Raw genomic sequence first — 17,274 nt, 5'->3', positions numbered from 1 at the left:
GGTATCAGAGGAAAGACGGAATCAAAAACGTTTAAAAATACGGGCTTAAGTAGCTGTGATTGGTAAACACGTTAATTCATTCTGAGATGTTTTTGTAAACAAGGGGGCATAAGCCCCCTGAACTCTACCTGTCGAATATTTTACAAAGTGCAGGGCTAAAATTCATGAATAATGTCTATCCTGAAAAGCAAGCATCAATACTCATTGGCGATGCCGCCACGCAATTATCCTTGCAGGGGATTAATATTGATCATGTTTCGCTTAGTTATTATCTGGGTAAAAAACTTGAGTATGCCCGGAGTATTAATGATTGCTTGTACGCTGAAGTCATATGTATCGCGCTATCAATGTTGAAGGAAAACGCTAAGTCATCCGGGCAGTGCTGCTGTAAATATAAGGAATGGATTGAGGTATCACTTGATTAAGGGATGGACTTATTACGTTTTCAGATCTGCCTTTTACTGTCTCGGGATATTTTCACTTCTTCAGCAAAATCCAGTGCTTCTTTGTAATCAAAGCTACGCGTTTTGGCATTATGCCTGCCCGGTAACGGTGCCGGTATTTTCACCCCGAACAGCTCACCCGTCGTCATGAGCGCATACACTAATTCAGCCTCGGTGACATCGGCCATTTTAGCCAAAACATTCGTCCTGATACAAAAACTTAACTTCACGTCTAGTCCTCCGTTTGCAAAAGATTTTCAGTCATGTTGCCTTCTGTAAAAATCGATAACGCTGTCGAGATTGGGTCGCATAAAGTTCATGGCATCAATGGTTTCGCACCAGCCCGACAGGGATTCATTTGCTCTTACATACCATGCGTGCTGCTCGCTTCGGGTGTGATGACCCGTGATCAAAACAAGCATGTCGGGTTTAATTCTTCTGATGAACTCCAGATACTTCACCAGATGCGTCTTCGTGCCAAACGTGTCAGCATCGATAATGCACAGTATTTTATCTCTGGCGATAAAATAAAATCGCGCTATTTCTTCAAGCCCTTTTTCGAATAAAAAAGAGTTTGTTCGCACGCAAACCCGAATTTTTTCATGAGTCTGTTTAATTGATGGTTCCATCTTATGTCTCGCTCATCATGGTAAAATATATGAGATGGCTATTAAGCCTACTATTCCTGCCTGAATAGTGGCAAGGCAGTATATTCATTCCTCAGAATAAAATAAGACGGTGCTGGTCTTCTGATTAATAAGAATCTTCTCTGTATCTATGAGTTAAAAATAAATAAACGATGATTTTATCTGGTGGTATGTTTTACGGTCTGAAGCATTAAGATATGGTCACTGTTGCGTAAACTTGTTGTTTTTATTTTTCTCAAAGAGGATTTTTTCATGACAAAGACAGTCGTTGCATTAGCGACCACAGGCCGCAGGCAGCGGGGCCTGCGGATCGCTCTCTACCTGAAATTTCCAGTCGTAATACGTTTTCGCTTTGGCAAACTGTTTTGGATCGTGACGAAAGCCGACTTTTTTCCGTGGCGTACCTTTTCCGAGACTGCGCACGCCAATCCAGCGCCCCTGAGGATCGAGGATCATCCCCCAGTTTTTACTCCCGGTTAGCGGGTCGGCGTAGTGCTGGCGCAGGTGATAAAGCGGTTTTCGCCCGCGTTTATCAATAAGCAGCTGTTCGAAACGCACGGGAAAACAGCCATCACCGTTGCCGCGGTAGGCCTGTATCGCCGCGCGGATTTGTTCGCCGCGAAATAAAAGCTCAGCCTCCTGCTGCGCCTGATAACGCATCTCCACCTCATCGCGGCTTTTCAGCAGCGACAACGCCAGCGTGGAGAGCGCAATCAGCAGCAGCAGATAGGTAAAACCTCCCTGTTGTTTAATCGAACGCATCGCGATGATCCTGACCGGGTTTAGGTGGCGTCTCGACGTCAATAATTTGCCCTTCGTCATCGGTCTTCGCCTCCCAGATATCGCGGCGGTTGGTGATGGGATCCAGCGGCATCTGGCGCAGATAACCGGCCTCGATCAGATCCTCCAGGCTGTATGGCCCCGCCAGACGATCGCGGCGGTAGTGATCGATCGCGCTGCGCAGCGCATGCAGGTTATGCTCGCGCACCACCTCTTTAGCTCTGTCCGCGTGCTGGAAAAAACGTGGAGCGACCAGGGTCATCAATGTCGCGATGATCGCCATCACCACCAGCAGCTCGATGAGCGTAAAACCTTTTTCACCATTGCGCATAGGGCACTCCATTCAGACCGCTGGCCGTACTGGTACTACTGACATCAAACACGTCTTTCCCTCCGCCGCTGAAATCGCCGGGTGGCTGCGTGGATGCGCGTAACCGCCAGGTCTCTTCATCATTTTTTCCCTCGCAATCGCACATCGGATCGCGCGGTATATGGCGCAGGAAGTAGATCATCGCGCCAGTGGGCGATGTCTTATCCCGGACGCCTTCCACCAGGCTTTTTAGTGTCGGCGGATATCCCGATTCGCTGGTTTTTTTCTCAATTATGCCGTCCACGCTTGCCTGGTGATAACGGTCAATGGCATCGCGTAGCGTGCGCAGCGACTCACGTAACTGCGTCTCCTGCTGCCGCTGATGGTAGTTACGCATCAGCGGCGCAGCGGCAGCGGCAAGCGTGGCGAGTAGCGCCAGCGTGACGATCATCTCAATCAAGGTAAAACCGTGCTGGCGCTGCATTAAGATGCTCCGTTTTCCGTCTCTGACTCATCGAGGATCGGTGGCGGCAGCGTGGCCGCCCGGTCAGGGAAATGGGCCGGCGGCGCTAGCGCCGGTGCGGTAAACCCGCTTCCCGGCTCGTCGCGCTGCAGGTCGCGCAGTTGAATGCTGTCGCCCGTTAAATCGTCGCTGCCCATCTCAATGGTACTGACGTGGCTTCCCGGTAAATCGAGGTTGCGCTCAATAGTCGGCGTAATTAACAGCACCACCTCCGTGCGCTCTTTGTTGTCGGAATTGCTGCTAAACAGGCGGCCCAGCCCCGGGATGTCACTTAATAACGGCGTTCCTTTTTGGGTCGTGGTTTCATCCTGCTTGATCAGCCCTGCCAGCATCTGGGTCTCGCCGTTCATACTGCTGAGCGTGGTATTGGCTTCGCGTTTCGTGGTGCGGTAATACTTTGCTCCGTTCTCACCGGGTTCTTCGGCGCCCAGGGCACTGAGCGTGAACTTCACCTCCATTGAGATATTGTCATCCATACTGACTTCCGGGGTGACTTCCAGCTTCAGGCCGACGTCCTGATAATCCACTTTCTGTTGCGAAATCCCGTCATTGACGGTTGTGGTCAGTACCGGGATCGTTTGACCAATATCAACCAGCGCTTTTTTATTGTTTTTCACCCGGATCCGCGGGTTGGCCAGCACTCTGGCGTTGCTCAACACCTTTTTCATGTCAATGGTCATATTGTCGATATCGACCATGATATTTTTGGCGCTCAGGTCGCCCAGCGGGATCCCGCTTCCCTTTAAATCACCTTCTTTACTTTTCGCAAAACCCGCACTGATGGTTTGCGGCAGCTTCACGCCAAGCGCTTCGAGATCGTTGGTGTTTACTTCCAGCACTTCAACGGCCAGCGTGACCTCCGCTTCAGGCCGGTCGAGCGTCACTAACAGGCGCTCCGCTTTTTCCACGTTCTCTTTTGGCCCGCGCAGGGTGACGGAGTTGGTTCGCTCATCAACGTGCACATCCTTCAGCTTGACCATATTGCGCAGGGCGACGTTGACCTCTTTTGCTTTCGCATAACCCAGGAAGATGGTTTTGACGACCACGTCGCGATAGATCTTCTCTTTTTGCGCGGTGGCGGGGTAGATCAGCAATGTATTGCTGTTCAGCACCTTCTTCCGCAGGTTATTCGACAACAGCAGCACGTTGATAGCATCTTCCGCAGTGGTGCGTTTGGCTATCAGGCTGCCGGTTGTGCTGGAGGAAATATCTTTGTCAAAAATGATATTGACCCCGGTCATCTGGCTGATGGTGTTAAAGATGGCCATCAGGCTGTGCTCGCGAAAATTAAGCGCTATCGTTTTTTGCAGTTCCCGGTTCAGACGCTGCTCCGGCTGGTTGATCCGCGACACCTCACGCATCAGGTGATCGCGCAGCGCGCGCGCCTGGGGCCAGTTGGGATCTTCTTCCAGTACCTGCTGGATTTTGTGCAGCGCGCGTGCCGGGTCGCGGGTGCTGTTAGCCACTGCCTCCTTATACAATGCGTCCAGCGCTCTACGGGCATCGAGTTTGCGTAAGCCCTGCAGGGCGCGCAGGTTGCCGGGCTCATAGGTAAGCGCATCGCGCCACATTTGCGTCGCCAGGGTGTAATTGTTCTGACGCACCGCGAGATCGGCATTTTTCAGGTAGTCATTGACCAGCTTTTTGCTGATGTCAGCCTGCTCGGCGCGAAGCGCAATATCCTGTGGGCTGGCGATGCGCTGTTGGTCTATCTCCTTAAGCCGCTTAACCAGCACCTGCGGCGAGGCGGTCACTGATTCCCGGACCGGAGGCGCCGCACGTTGTGCACAGCCGCTCAGTAGCGCGCATGACAACAAAAAAGTGAGAGCAATAGTTTTTTTCATGATTAATGTGTCGGTTCCGATTGCAGCTCATCCAGTTCCAGCCGCTGCTGGCTATGGGTGGGCTGCCATTCAAACAGGAGGTGGTCGTTCGCCACCGCTTTTAAAATCCAGTTGTTGACCGGCGAACTGCCGATCCAGATCCTGCCGTCCGCCCTGCAGCGCTCGCAGACCGGCCAGGTCTCTTTGCCATCCGTCAGCACAACGATCCTTTGACGGTTTTCCCACCAGGCACCGAGGAGCTGAAGCGGTAGTGGCGGTGCGGTTGGTGTCGCCTCTTCAGGCCGATCGTTTTCCGGCGGCTTTTCTGCTGCGTCTTGTGCCCTGCTATGTGGCGTTGAAAAGAGATCGATGCGCGTTGCGTGAGCCGTCTCCGGCTTTGCTGGCGCGGGGCGCGGGCGTGAGACCGGCTGCGCCTCAAGCGGCGCTTGCGATATCTCGTCATCGGCAAACTGGCTCCAGAAAACAGCACCGGCGGTCAGCACCAGCGCCAGCTGTAAATAGCGCGGCAGTTTCATGGCGACTCCTTCAACAGGCGAAGCTGCACGGTGGCGCTGAGCTGGCTTTCCGATGGCCCGGCGCGCCGCAGGCTTAGCTGCTCAATGCGTAACGGCAAAGTGCGGCTGAGCGTTTCCAGGGCGTCCATCAGCGGCAGATATTCACCGCGCAGCGGAATATCCAGCCGTAGCGCGGTTTTGCCGTCGTCGTTTTCCAGCTGATAGCGGCTGGCGTCGACCTTCATTCCTCGGCTCCTGAACTGCTCAAAAATGAGCCTGACCTGCTGATATTCTCCGAGGCTGATGCGGCTTTGCAGTTCCGGCTGCTGTTTATCCAGCGGCAGCGCGGTTTGTAGCTGCGCCTGGATCCGGGCAAGGTTCTCCTGCAAATGGATGGTATGCGGCCGCACGCCGCCAAGCCATAACAGCAGCAGTCCTGCGGGCAGCCCGGCGAGCACGAGCGGAACCGTTCCGATGCGCCCGGCAAATAACGCCGCCTGCCAGCGCAGCACGGCGGGTTTATTCTGAAGCCGCATGGTGCGCCTCCGTCGTCACCTTGACGTCGAGTACCGCGTTAATCGGCCAGGCAGGATCGCCCTGCGCCGACTGGCGATGGTTCTCAAGCACCACATGCGCCGGCAACTGCTGTAGCCGCTCGCTAAAGGCGAGCAGGGCGTCAAGATTGCCTGCATTCACCGTAAGCCGCGCATCGCCTTTACTGGCAATGACGTCAATATTCAGGAGCGCAATATCAGGCGTCAGTACGCTGCCGATGTTGTCCAGCAGCTTGATGGCCGGCGGGACGGCCTGCAGTTGCTGAGCCTGGCGCAACCGGCGCTGCTCCGCTTCACGCAGCTTGCGCAGCACCTGCTGCCGTTGGGCGAGCTGCTGCTGTACCTGCGACGTCTCCAGCTCAAGGCGCTGGTGCTCAAACAGGCCATACATCACGGCACCGGTGAGCGGTAAGCAGAGGAGTCCGGTTAACAGCAGCGTGCGTGCGGCCCACGGGGAACTACGCGTAAACAGCGGCGTCATGAGGACTCTCCTGTAGCGCGACTTCCTGGTGATGCTCACCGTCGGTATGAATGACGTAGCCAGGACAGTCCTGCATTCCGCTTAGCCGGGCGATAACCCGCAGCTGGGCGTCCATCTCCTGCTGTGGCAGGGTGAGTGTCCAGACGTCGCGCCAGCTGTGGTGCTGACGGCTGGCAATCCGGCTATGGTGGGGGCTCATCGCCACAAACAGGCCGTTTTCCGGCAGGGCGCGGGCGAAGTGGCTAAACAGCTTTTGAAACGGCGTGACAACACCGCGAAACCGCAGCCGCTCCCGACGCGCCAGCGCGACAAGCAGGTGCCAGCATGGTTGCTTCAGGCACGCGGCCAGCGCTGACTGCTGCCAGTTAAGGGTCTCGAAGCGCACCTGCCAGTCGACGGGCGGACTCGCGCGAAGAACAGCCTGCTGTCGGGCGAGCTGGAGCAGTTCCTGCGGTGTGGTCACGCCGTCATGCCAGGGCTGAATTAAAAACGTCAGATCGTCGGTATCGAGGTGAAACTCCACCGCATCACGCCACGGTAAGACGGAAGGGCGCAGGCGCAGCAGCGTTTCGAGCGCGGCTTCAAGAGACTCATCTGGCCGGCGTTCATGGGTGGCGAGAACCACGTTGTTGCGGCGCAACCGCACGGCATGAGGCCAGATGTCGCACTGCCAGGTGTTAGTGAGTGATAACACGGTTCACCTCCTCCCAGGTGGTTTTGCCTTCGACCACGGCGCGCAGCGCGATGGTCGAGAGCGGAACAAAACCGTCATTCAGCGCCACTTCCTTTAGCTTGCGCCGGGGCGATCGCGCCAGCATTGCCTCTTTCATCGCATCGCTGAAATGCAGCACTTCCGCCAGCGCCAGCCTGCCGCGAAAACCGCTGTCGCGGCAGGTATCGCAGCCTCGCCCTCGACGCCAGCAGGGCGTGAGCTGCTGCAGCGGTCCGGATTGCCACGCCGCGAGAAGGTCATCTGAGGGCGTGGTGTCATCAATACAGTCCGGGCAAATCTGGCGCACCAGCCGCTGCGCCACGACGCCGTTAAGGGCGGTGATCAGGCTGGCGGGCTCCACCTGCATATATAAAAAACGTTCCAGTACGCTAAAGACGTCATTGGCGTGAACCGAGGAGAGCACCACGTGGCCGGTGAGCGCCGCCTGCACGGCAATGCCGGCGGTTTCACCGTCGCGGATCTCACCCACCAGGATGATGTCCGGGTCGTGACGCAAAATGGCGCGCAGGCCGCGGGCGAAGGTGAGCCCTTTTTTATCGTTGACCGGAATTTGCAGCACGCTGTTGAGCTGGTACTCCACGGGATCTTCAATGGTGATAATTTTGCATTCACCGCTATTGAGTTCGCTGAGTGCTGAATAGAGGGTGGTGGATTTCCCGCTCCCCGTTGGCCCGGTGACGAGCACCATACCGTGGGGCAGATGGGTTAACTGGCGAATCGCACCCAGCGTGTGCTCATCAAAGCCGAGCGTCTCCAGGCGCAGGTTTTGATCGTGAGATTTATCCAGCACGCGCAGTACGGCATCCTCGCCATAGACGCCCGGCATGATGGACACGCGAAAATCGACGGGACGCTGGAGAATCAACGCCTTAAAGCGCCCGTCCTGAGGCGTGCGTCGTTCGGAAATGTCCATGCAGCTTAATACCTTGAGACGGGAGATCACCTGCTCCGCCTGCTGAAGTCCGGCGCAGTGGCGAATGCTGTGCAGGACGCCATCAATGCGGTACTTCACCATCAACCCATCCGCGACGGCACAAAGATGAATATCGCTGGCGCGGCTCTGCAGGGCATCAAACAGCGTGGCGTTAACCAGCTTAATGACGGCGTGGGGTTCACTGGCGATGGCTGCTGGGGTGATCTCCAGCCACCGGGCCTCTTTATTCTCTTCACTCTGCTGCTGCTCCAGCTGATCGAGCGTGCGCTGCTGTTTTGCCAGTTCATCAAGGCGGGCATTAAGCTGAGAGAGCGGGGCGAGCGCGGGGAGCGCATTCACGTTATAAGCCCACTGGCGCAGTGCCAGTGAAAACGGATCGCCCAGCGCAACGTGGAGCTGACCGTTAACGCGCAGCGGCAATGCTCGCTGGCTGAGCGATTCGGTCAGCGGCACGGCTTCGAAATCCTCTTCGCTGTCGGCGAGCTGTGTGGGTGAGAGCGGCGTGAGCCCCAGGGAACCGGCGGCTTCTTCTAACGCGCCGGGGAAACTGTCCAGCAGTTCCGCCAGCGCCTGACAGCGCTGCTCGTCTGGCAGGTCGAAAAGGGGTTCTACAGACGGTGAGTGAGACATTATTGCAATCCTCCTGCCAGTTCAAAAATGGGCATGTACAGTAAAAACACGACGAGCCCAACGATGCCGCCAACGACCATCATCAGAATCGGTTCAAAAATTTTGCTAAAGGTTTCAATCGCGCGTTCCAGCGATTCGTCATAAAAAGCGGCGATCCGCTCGCACATGGCAGGCAGTTCGCCGCTGCGCTCGCCGACCTGCAGCAGGCGGCTGGCGACAGGAGTCGTCATCTGCTGGGCTTCCAGCATGCGGGAGAGCGACTCGCCGGCGGCGACGTCGCGGATAACCTGTTCAACCTGCTGACGATGCGTGGCGGGCAGGATCTCCCGGCTCAGCATTAACGCATCTGGCGCGGGAAGGCCGCCCTGTAACAGCAGGCCCAGCGTGCGGTAAAAACGCACCAGCACAGAAAGCTGGTGCTGCTGGCGTAAGGCGGGAATGCGCAGCAACAAACCGAGCGCGCGCTGGCGCAGGCGCGGGCTGCGCACCGCCATCACGATGCCTGCGACCGCTGCCGCGCAACCGGCCAGCAGCAGCGAGCCATGGGTTTGCGTCAGGCGTCCCCACCAGAGGATAAGCTGTGCGCTGGCGGACGGGTTCTTCATCCCGTCAAACACCACGGAAAAACGCGGAATAATAAAGCCGAGCAGAAAGAACAGAATTATCCCGCCAGCGGCAATGACAATCGTCGGATAGAGCAGGGTTGATTTAATCCGCTTGCGCAGAATTTCCATTCTTGATTCGTAAAACTGAAAACGCTTTAGCGCTTCGGGTAAGTGTCCGGTTTGCTCAGAAGAGGCAACGGTGTTAATCAGCAGAGGCGGAAACAGTGCTGGTAGCGCCATCATCGCCTGGGAGAGTTGCGCTCCTTCGTAGAGCTTTTTAACCAGCGTATCCAGAACCAGCGAGGTGCCGCCGTCGCGGCTGCTTTCGCGCAGTGCTTCGACGGCCTCGACCACGACCAGCCCGGCTTCCAGCAGAGCGATAAGCTCCTGCAAGAACAGATTCAGTGGAAAGCGTTTCTCCTTGCGGGCGGGGCGTTCCTGTACCTGCAAAACGATGCCGCCGGCGGCAATAATGCGGGCGCTGGCATCATCAGGCGACGCGGCAAGTACAGTCTGATTGACGCGTTTCCCCCCCTGGAGGATGGTGACGGTATATGGTTTCATTTTGGCGACAGTGTATGGCTCTGCCTTTTAAGGCGGGCATAATGCGGAGCCACTTTTTTTATGTATTGTTGACGAAGCGCGCGGCGCTGGGGGGTATTTGCCGTTCCGGCGTTATACGCCCCCACCGCGTCCCAGGTATAACCAAAGCGCTGGATTTGACCTGCCAGGATCCAGGCGCCGGTCATGACACTTTGGCAAGGGTCGGTTAGCAGATCTTTTTGACTAATACGAAATTTACGCAGCGCATCGAAGTGAATGCTATTGATCTGCATCAGACCGACATCCATTGAGCCATCACGATTTTTGTTGATGGCCCGGGTATTACCGTTGGATTCCACTATCGCTATCGCCTGTAATAGCTCTGGCTCAATGCCGTAACGCTCTCCCGCCAGCTGCCAGCAATCGGCCCGGCAGGAAAATACGCTGAAGATAAACAGCGAATATAAGGGCAGGCGCAGCATATTCAGAACCCGTAAGTGACAGGCTTACCGTCTTTACCGCCGGAGGTAATTTCGACTTCATTAATGGCGTCTTTTGTCCGGGCGGGGTTATGCCACTGGTACGGATTGCCCCAGGGGTCTAACGGCACATGCTGGCTAAGATAAGGGCCATTCCAGTTTTGCGCGTTGGAAGGCTTTTCAGTCAGCGCTTTCAGACCTTGTGTTTCAGTTGGATAACTGCCGGTGTCGAGGCGATATTGCCCGAGTGCCTCAGCAAGCGAGCGCATCTGGCGCATGGCGGTTTTCTCCTTAGCCGAGTCGACATTTGAGAAGACTTTTGGCCCGACAAATCCTGCCAGCAGCGCAATAATCATCAGCACGACCAGCAGTTCAAGCAGGGTGAAACCACCCTGTTTTCGCATCACGTTTGTTGCATATTTCATTGAGAGCGTCCCTAGTTGGATAATAGTTGTGATTAATTCCTGAATTTTCCCTGATAAAAGAGCGGGAACACAGGTATGCCATCTTTTTTAATTGGTGAAGATGGGAAAATTAAATAAAGAAGCGTCTTACAGGATGCGAGAATTCTCCCGCGCTGTCGTTGAAGTATTTATTATAAATGCGAGAGATATTTCTTATTTAATGCGGAGGGTTTCCTGATTCACCACTCTATTATCCCCAACGATCTCGGCGCTAAAAAAAAAGACAATTTGCGAGGTAATCCACAGGACTATCATCACAAAGCAATAAGGAACTTTGATGAAAAAACTTACATTATCTCTGTTAATTGGTAGCGCACTAATGGCGCAGTCGGCTTTCGCGGCGCAGGCACCACGAGCGGTCACCTATCTGACCTCCTGGGGCGTTCCGGTCGAGTCCGTTGAGGATATGAAAGAGGTGAAAGCGGATACGTTCCTGCTTTCATTTGGTGGCTGGGATGCAAGCGGTAAGCTGTCCAGTTCCGATAATATTGTTGCAGTACCACAATATGATCCCTGGTATATTAATGCGCCAGCCTATGTCGTGTGGAGTCAGCTGAAGCTGGCGCACCCGGAGAAAAAAATGATGCTGGCGCTCGGCGGCGAGACGTACTCCGCGATGTGGTCTTATCTGAATAACGCGCAAACGCGAGAAACGCTGGCGCAGAATCTGGTGAATCTGCTGAATACCAACTTCCCGGTATATAAAAAGAACCTGAAGCCGGAAGAGATGGTTGGGGAATGCCTGAGCGCCGACTGGCAAGGCAAATGTAATATGGCGAACTACCAGAAGGCGGGTACCGTTCAGCTTGACGGCATCGATTTTGACTTTGAAAAGCCCGATCGCGTCACGCCAGAGGAAAATGCAAACCTGCTGGATCTGGCTGAACGGGTTCGTAGCAAGCTCAATGCGTCTGGCAGCAAAAAGCTGCTGAGCCTGACCACCTATCACGTCGGTGCTGACCCGGAGAACTGCACCAACAGCGCGGTAACCGAGAATTGTTCCTTCGTTGAGGCGGCTCGCTCTTCACACCATGGCGAAGTTCTGCCGCTGCTGACGCAGGGGAAAAACGTTTTCGATTTCTTCAACGTCATGGCCTATGACGCCGGCCCACGCTTTAAATATGACGTGGCGATGGCTAACTACGCCCGGGCGGTGGGTGATAAGAGCAAAATCGTTCTCGGTCAGACCATCAACTCCCAGTGGGGGCCAGAAGGTCGCTTTGTTGAGAACCGACAGAACAACGTAAACCGTGCGGGCTGGCAGGCGGAAAACGGCTATGGTGGGTTCTTTATCTGGACGTTGGGTTCAAACGATCAGCAGCTGTCCATCCCGCAGCAGGTTGACTATTTCAATGAAATGAAAGAGCGCGCGGACCTGATGTCGCCTGAACGCCCGCAGGATACCGTCGCGCCAACTGCGCCAGCAGGACTGAAGGTGCTGAACAATGGCTTGACTATCACCCTTGCCTGGCAGCCCTCCACCGATGACCGTGGCGTAGTGGGATATGACATCTACCGTAATGACATCAAAGTCGGGTCTTCAACGGACACCCAGTGGACCGATAATGCGGTTGAGACCGGCGGTGTGGTGTACCACTACAGCGTGAAAGCACGTGATGCAGCGAACAATATCTCTGAAAGCAGCAACGTGGTTAAGGTAGAAACCGTACAGGTCGAAGAGGGACGTCCTGACGCGCCAGGCGGCCTGGCACTGGTTTCTTCGACGGAAAACAGCCTGACGGTGAAATGGAATGCGGTAGACAACGCGGTGAAATACCACGTACTACGCGATGGGGCGGAGTTACTCACCGTAAGCGGAACGCAGATCTTCGACAGCGGCCTGCGCGCGGGAACAACCTACAGCTACCAGGTGATCGCCGAAAATGCCAAAGGTCATCAGTCTCTCGCCAGTACACCGCTTAAAGCCACGACGAAAGAGGGGTCTGTAACGCCTGAGCCGGAAGGCGAGTGGAAAGTCGGTACGCGCTATAAGACTGGAGAAATTGTCACGTATAACGGCACACAGTATCGCTGCGTGCAGGGGCATACGTCTCAGTCCGACTGGGCGCCGACTGCGGCTGCGACGCTTTGGCAGCCTGTTCCTTAATCTTTCGCGGCCCTCGCAAGGGGGCCATTTTCAGGCGTAAGCACGCCTTATTTATTACTTTTTGTTAACTTATTGTTATCATTTATAGTGCAAAAAATTAACAATAGCACTATTGTAGTGCAATATTTGCACTGTCTTTGTGCGTTTCATGTTCTTTTCTGGCCTTTATCGTCTCAGGATGCCGCTTGCATCTGTAACAATACGTTGCTGTAACCCCTTCATTTACTACCGCTTTTTTAAATCTCTTTTGAACCATTAAAAAATTGGTTCGTTTATTGCTTAATCATTAGCACGATAAGTAGCACGCCATATCAATAACTTATCGTTCATAAAAAGAAAATAACGATGATAGTGAGCGAACCAATATGGAAAAACCGTCACGGTTTCTGGCCAATTCCAGCACCGCACTTGAGCAACTGCGCGGGCTAATCAACCAGCATGAGTCAACACCAGGCACTCCGCTGCCCACGGAACGTGAGCTGTCGGAAACACTCGGCGTAGGACGACGCGAAGTGCGTCGCGCGCTGGACGTGCTGGAAGAAGAAGGGCGGATCTGGCGTAAACAGGGCAAAGGCACCTTTATTGGTCCGGCTGCCCCTGTTGAACCGCTGGCCCTTCAGGGATTGGTTCAGCAGACCAATCTGCTGGAAGTGATGGAAGCTCGTATACAGATCGAACCCGGCTTAGCCCGGCTTGCGGCACTGCGTGCCACCAGGGAAAACCTCGCGCTCATGCAGCGCATGCTGGAACGCATCGACAAGGTCAGCCCGGATGACCGCGATCTCAATGAACTCTGGGATAGCGCCTTTCACCGCGCCATTGCCGAGGCGGCGGGCAATCGCCTGATGCTCGGCCTGTTTGACGCCATTGACGCCGTGCGGCGCGAACCCGGCTGGCAGCATCTGCGTGAATTAGCCCGCACGCCCGAACGTGTCGACAGCTACAACGACCACCATCACAAGATCATGTCCGCGATTATCCATCGCCAGCCTAATGAAGCAGCGGCCGCCATGCGCGAACACCTGCTCAGCCTGCAAAACGCCCTGATTCAGGCGATCCACCTTGAGGACGATTTCACGCTATGACGACGATCCCGTTTAAGGACTCCACGCCTGTACTCCGGCTGAATAATCTCAACGTTAAGTTTTCCGGCTCGCCGGTCAGCGTCCTGGACGGCATTTCCCTGACGGTCAAAGCGGGCGAAACGCTGGCGCTGGTGGGGGAGTCCGGCTGCGGGAAAAGTATCACCTCACTGGCGCTGATGGGTTTACTGCCCGCCAGCGCGCAGATTGTCAGCGGCGAGATGCAGTTTCGCCGCCACGACCTGCGCAAGCTTTCGCCGCGGGAGTATGCCGACCTGCGCGGGAGCGAGTTGGCGATGATTTTCCAGGAGCCGATGACCTCGCTCAATCCGGCCTTCACGTTAGGCGATCAGCTCAGTGAAGCGGTCATGCGTCACCAGAACGTTACGCGCCCGGAGGCGATGAAGGTCGCGCTGCAGATCCTTGAAAAGGTGCAGATCCCGGCGGCGGAGATGCGCCTCAAGGCGTATCCGCACCAGCTTTCCGGCGGCATGCGCCAGCGCGTGATGATTGCCATGGCGCTGATCAACCACCCTAAACTGCTGATTGCCGATGAACCGACCACCGCGCTCGACGTCACCATCCAGGCGCAAATCCTGACCCTGCTGAACACTCTAAAAGAGGAAACCGGCACGGCGGTGCTGATGATCACCCACGATTTGGGCGTGGTGGCCGAAGTCGCCCAGCAGGTGGCGGTGATGTACGCCGGGCAGGTGGTGGAGCAGGGGAGCGTTGAGGCAATATTCGCTGACCCGCAGCACCCGTACACCATCGGCCTGATGGGCTCGATCCCTTCGCTGGGCGCACGCAAAGGCCAGCTCTCCACCATTCCCGGATCGGTCCCGCTGCCGGAGTCCATGCCGAAAGGCTGCCGTTTCGCGACGCGCTGCCCGTTTGCGCAGTCGCGCTGTCATGATGAAAAACCGCAGCTCACCACGCTCGGCGCGGGCCATCAGGTCGCCTGCTTCCGCGTGCCGCTCGAACACCACATTGCCCTGGGAGAGACCGCATGACCACGCCCATTCTTGAAGCCCGGGACCTCAGCAAGCTTTTCCCCGGTCCGAAAAAACTCTTTTCCCCGGCCCGGTTTGTCACGGCGGTCGATCGCGTTTCGCTTGCCGTGATGCCGGGCGAAACGCTGGCGATTGTCGGCGAGTCCGGTTCCGGGAAATCCACCCTCGGCCGTCTGCTGCTGCGTCTGCTGGCCGCCAGCGAAGGACGCGTGTTTTATCAGGGGGAGGAGATTACCCACGCCACAGGCGCCCGTCTAAACCAGCTCCGGCGCGAGCTGCAGATTATTTTTCAGGATCCTTTTGCCTCGCTGAACCCGCGCATGACGGTGGAGCAGATCGTCGGTGAGCCGCTGTGGCTGCACCAGAACATGAAGAAAGCGGATCGTCAGTACCGCGTCGCGGAGCTGCTCAAGACCGTTGGCCTGCCTGCCGCCTGGGCCGGGCGCTATCCGCACGAGTTTTCCGGCGGGCAGCGCCAGCGTATCGGCATTGCGCGCGCGCTGGCTTCGGGGCCAAAGCTGCTGCTGGGCGACGAGCCGGTTTCCGCGCTGGATGTATCGGTGCAGGCGCAGGTGGTTAATCTGCTGGAGAGCCTGAAGCACCAGCTGGGGCTGACGATGGTGATCGTCGCCCACGGTCTGGCGGTGATCCGCCACATGAGCGACCGCGTGGCGGTGATGTATCTTGGGCAAATCGTTGAGCTTGCCACCGTCGACGAGATCTTTGACGCACCGCTGCACCCTTACACCCAGGCGCTGATCGCCTCGGCGCCGCAGATGCAGCCGGGTATTGAGCGCGACGCGCCGCTGCTGCAGGGGGATCTGCCGAACCCGGCTGACCCGCCGTCGGGCTGTCGCTTCCACACCCGCTGCCCGTACGTCACCGACGAATGCCGCCAGGTCGAGCCGATTAATCAGGTGCTCGACGGCGAGCGTCAGGTTGCCTGCCACCGCTGGCAGGAAATTAACCGCGATCGCAGCGTTATCCAGATCGCACCGCCATCCGCAGCCTTTCTGCGCCGCCGCGCGCTGTTTGAACACGCGGCCACTCACTCCTCCCTTCCTTCAAGGAACTCATGATAATGACAATGCGTAATTCTCTTTTGACCGTACTGGGAAGTGTTATGTTGCTTGGCGCGGCGCTGCCCGCCCATTCTGAAAGCATGCTGCGAATCGGCCTGGGGGCAGACCCGGACATGCTCGACCCGCACCTGGCGCGCACCTACTATGGCCGCTTCGTGTTTGCCTCTCTGTGTGACAGGCTGGTGGACGTCGACGAGCATCTGAAGGTCGTGCCAGGTCTCGCGAAATCGTGGGCCTGGAGCGCCGACGGCAAAACGCTGACCATGGATCTGCGCGAAGGCGTGACCTTCCATGACGGAGAGAAATTCGATGCCGCCGCCGCGAAATACAACCTCGACCGCGCCCTGACCCTCAAAGGCTCCCTGCGGAAAAGCGAGATCTCCTCCGTGGAATCGGTAGAGGTCACCGGCCCGATGCAGATAGCGCTGCACCTGAAAACGCCGGACGCCGCGCTGCTGATGCAGCTTACCGACCGCGCGGGCGCGATGATGGCACCCGAGGCCGCGAAAAAGCCTGACTTTGCCGCCCATCCGGTCTGTTCCGGCCCGTACAAGTTCGACAGCCGCGTGTCGCAGGACCGCATCGTTCTGACCCGCTTCGACAACTACTGGAACAAAGGCGCCTACCACTTCGACAAAATTATCTATCTGCCGATCCCGGATGCCTCCGTGCGCCTCGCGAACCTGCGCGCGGGCGATCTTGATCTGACCGAAGGCATCGCCGCCAGCGACGTCAAAACCGTCGAAGCCGACAGCAAGCTGGCGCTGGCGAAGGTCACCGGCCTGGGCTATCAGGGGATCACTTTCAATATTAACAACGGCAAGGTCCCGGCGAACGATCCGTTCAAAGATGCCCGCGTGCGCGAGGCGTTTTCTCAGGCCATCGACCGCGATGCGTTAAACCAGGTGGTCTTTGAAGGGCTGTATACGCCAGCCAACCAGGCGTTTTCGACGGTCAGCCCTTATCACGTCAACCTGCCGGTTCCGCCGCGCGACGTTGATAAAGCCAAAGCGCTGCTCAAAGCGGCAGGCGTCACCGCGCCGCTGACCGTCAACCTGCTGGTGCCGAACAACCCAACCTCGCAGCAGGTGGGTCAGGTATTGCAGGCGATGGTCGCCGAGGCCGGCTTCACGCTGAACCTGCAGATGACCGAATTTGCCACGCTGCTGGATCGCCAGCAGAGCGGTGATTATCAGCTGAGCTTCTCCGGCTGGTCGGGTCGCCCGGATCCGGACGGCAGCATCTACGGCTTTATCCACAGCAACGGCACGCTTAACGATGGCCGTTACAGCAACGCGCAGGTCGATGAGTGGCTGACGCAGGCGCGCCAGAGCACCGACCAGGCCGCCCGCCAGCCGCTGTATGACAAGGTGGTGAAGCAGCTGCAAACCGATATGCCGATTGCCTACCTCTACTTCGAGCCGCGCATTTTTGGCCTGAACAAGCGCGTGCAGGGCTTTAAGCCTTACCCGGACGGCATCGTGCGTCTGGCGGGTTTGACGCTGGCGAAATAAACGTCCTGAGGA

At 56.7% G+C, this 17,274-nt stretch carries 20 protein-coding genes; 6 read left to right on the top strand and 14 right to left on the bottom strand.

Annotated features, from left to right (window positions below):
- The first annotated feature begins 164 nt into the window (after positions 1–164).
- A complete protein-coding gene (locus HBA26_RS13795) occupies positions 165–425 on the top strand; it encodes a hypothetical protein (RefSeq protein ID WP_049137435.1) in 261 nt (86 codons plus the stop codon).
- A 20-nt stretch (positions 426–445) separates the two neighbouring features.
- On the opposite strand, the gene HBA26_RS13790 is transcribed toward HBA26_RS13795, so the two are convergent.
- The 14 genes from HBA26_RS13790 to gspG form a co-directional block, all read right to left on the bottom strand.
- On the bottom strand, positions 446–631 hold the full coding sequence (locus tag HBA26_RS13790) for a hypothetical protein (protein WP_049137597.1): 186 nt from the start codon (positions 629–631) through the stop codon (positions 446–448).
- 69 nt (positions 632–700) lie between these two features.
- Positions 701–1,072: a hypothetical protein gene (locus HBA26_RS13785; RefSeq protein WP_048960602.1), complete on the bottom strand. Its 372-nt coding sequence runs from the start codon at positions 1,070–1,072 to the stop codon at positions 701–703.
- Between the two features lie 291 nt (positions 1,073–1,363).
- A complete protein-coding gene (locus HBA26_RS13780) occupies positions 1,364–1,852 on the bottom strand; it encodes a type II secretion system protein (protein ID WP_047367555.1) in 489 nt (162 codons plus the stop codon).
- Positions 1,839–2,201, bottom strand: coding sequence for a prepilin-type N-terminal cleavage/methylation domain-containing protein (locus HBA26_RS13775; protein ID WP_080339181.1), 363 nt, complete (start codon positions 2,199–2,201; stop codon positions 1,839–1,841). The genes HBA26_RS13780 and HBA26_RS13775 overlap by 14 nt, the downstream gene beginning before the upstream one ends.
- Positions 2,188–2,664, bottom strand: coding sequence for a type II secretion system protein (locus tag HBA26_RS13770; RefSeq protein WP_126345156.1), 477 nt, complete (start codon positions 2,662–2,664; stop codon positions 2,188–2,190). Before HBA26_RS13770 ends, HBA26_RS13775 begins: the two co-directional genes overlap by 14 nt.
- Positions 2,664–4,457, bottom strand: coding sequence for a secretin N-terminal domain-containing protein (locus HBA26_RS13765; RefSeq protein ID WP_232948720.1), 1,794 nt, complete (start codon positions 4,455–4,457; stop codon positions 2,664–2,666). Before HBA26_RS13765 ends, HBA26_RS13770 begins: the two co-directional genes overlap by 1 nt.
- A gap of 92 nt (positions 4,458–4,549) precedes the next feature.
- The gene (locus HBA26_RS13760) at positions 4,550–5,062 is read right to left on the bottom strand and encodes a hypothetical protein (RefSeq protein WP_028012055.1); all 513 of its coding nucleotides are present in this window, start codon (positions 5,060–5,062) and stop codon (positions 4,550–4,552) included.
- On the bottom strand, positions 5,059–5,577 hold the full coding sequence (locus tag HBA26_RS13755; protein ID WP_028012056.1) for a hypothetical protein: 519 nt from the start codon (positions 5,575–5,577) through the stop codon (positions 5,059–5,061). Before HBA26_RS13755 ends, HBA26_RS13760 begins: the two co-directional genes overlap by 4 nt.
- Entirely contained in the window at positions 5,561–6,076 is a 516-nt protein-coding gene (locus HBA26_RS13750) for a hypothetical protein (RefSeq protein ID WP_047367557.1), read from the bottom strand. The genes HBA26_RS13755 and HBA26_RS13750 overlap by 17 nt, the downstream gene beginning before the upstream one ends.
- Positions 6,054–6,770, bottom strand: a complete 717-nt coding sequence (locus HBA26_RS13745) for a hypothetical protein (protein ID WP_126345155.1) — start codon at positions 6,768–6,770, stop codon at positions 6,054–6,056. The genes HBA26_RS13750 and HBA26_RS13745 overlap by 23 nt, the downstream gene beginning before the upstream one ends.
- Positions 6,754–8,373: a GspE/PulE family protein gene (locus HBA26_RS13740; RefSeq protein WP_126345154.1), complete on the bottom strand. Its 1,620-nt coding sequence runs from the start codon at positions 8,371–8,373 to the stop codon at positions 6,754–6,756. Before HBA26_RS13740 ends, HBA26_RS13745 begins: the two co-directional genes overlap by 17 nt.
- Entirely contained in the window at positions 8,373–9,542 is a 1,170-nt protein-coding gene (locus HBA26_RS13735) for a type II secretion system F family protein (RefSeq protein WP_088205262.1), read from the bottom strand. The genes HBA26_RS13740 and HBA26_RS13735 overlap by 1 nt, the downstream gene beginning before the upstream one ends.
- A complete protein-coding gene (locus HBA26_RS13730) occupies positions 9,539–10,003 on the bottom strand; it encodes a lytic transglycosylase domain-containing protein (protein ID WP_126345153.1) in 465 nt (154 codons plus the stop codon). Before HBA26_RS13730 ends, HBA26_RS13735 begins: the two co-directional genes overlap by 4 nt.
- Before the next feature lie 2 nt (positions 10,004–10,005).
- Positions 10,006–10,425: a type II secretion system major pseudopilin GspG gene (gene gspG / locus HBA26_RS13725; RefSeq protein ID WP_045630682.1), complete on the bottom strand. Its 420-nt coding sequence runs from the start codon at positions 10,423–10,425 to the stop codon at positions 10,006–10,008.
- Between the two features lie 316 nt (positions 10,426–10,741).
- Between gspG and HBA26_RS13720 the strand changes: the two genes are divergently transcribed.
- The 5 genes from HBA26_RS13720 to HBA26_RS13700 all read left to right on the top strand — a co-directional run bounded on the left by HBA26_RS13720 (position 10,742) and on the right by HBA26_RS13700 (position 17,262).
- Entirely contained in the window at positions 10,742–12,571 is a 1,830-nt protein-coding gene (locus HBA26_RS13720; protein ID WP_048960608.1) for a glycosyl hydrolase family 18 protein, read from the top strand.
- 365 nt (positions 12,572–12,936) lie between these two features.
- A complete protein-coding gene (locus HBA26_RS13715) occupies positions 12,937–13,656 on the top strand; it encodes a FadR/GntR family transcriptional regulator (protein ID WP_028012064.1) in 720 nt (239 codons plus the stop codon).
- Positions 13,653–14,666 carry an ABC transporter ATP-binding protein gene (locus tag HBA26_RS13710; protein WP_047367562.1) on the top strand — a complete coding sequence of 338 codons (1,014 nt, stop codon included), beginning with the start codon at positions 13,653–13,655 and terminating at the stop codon, positions 14,664–14,666. Before HBA26_RS13715 ends, HBA26_RS13710 begins: the two co-directional genes overlap by 4 nt.
- Complete coding sequence (locus HBA26_RS13705) at positions 14,663–15,745, top strand: oligopeptide/dipeptide ABC transporter ATP-binding protein (RefSeq protein WP_126345152.1); 1,083 nt, start codon at positions 14,663–14,665, stop codon at positions 15,743–15,745. The genes HBA26_RS13710 and HBA26_RS13705 overlap by 4 nt, the downstream gene beginning before the upstream one ends.
- A gap of 2 nt (positions 15,746–15,747) precedes the next feature.
- Positions 15,748–17,262: an ABC transporter substrate-binding protein gene (locus HBA26_RS13700; RefSeq protein ID WP_192979052.1), complete on the top strand. Its 1,515-nt coding sequence runs from the start codon at positions 15,748–15,750 to the stop codon at positions 17,260–17,262.
- The last annotated feature ends 12 nt before the right edge of the window (positions 17,263–17,274 follow it).

It is taken from the genome of Enterobacter sp. 725m/11, assembly GCF_011683705.1.
In the GTDB taxonomy this organism is placed as follows: domain Bacteria; phylum Pseudomonadota; class Gammaproteobacteria; order Enterobacterales; family Enterobacteriaceae; genus Enterobacter; species Enterobacter bugandensis.
This window is presented reverse-complemented; position numbering and strand designations above follow the sequence as displayed.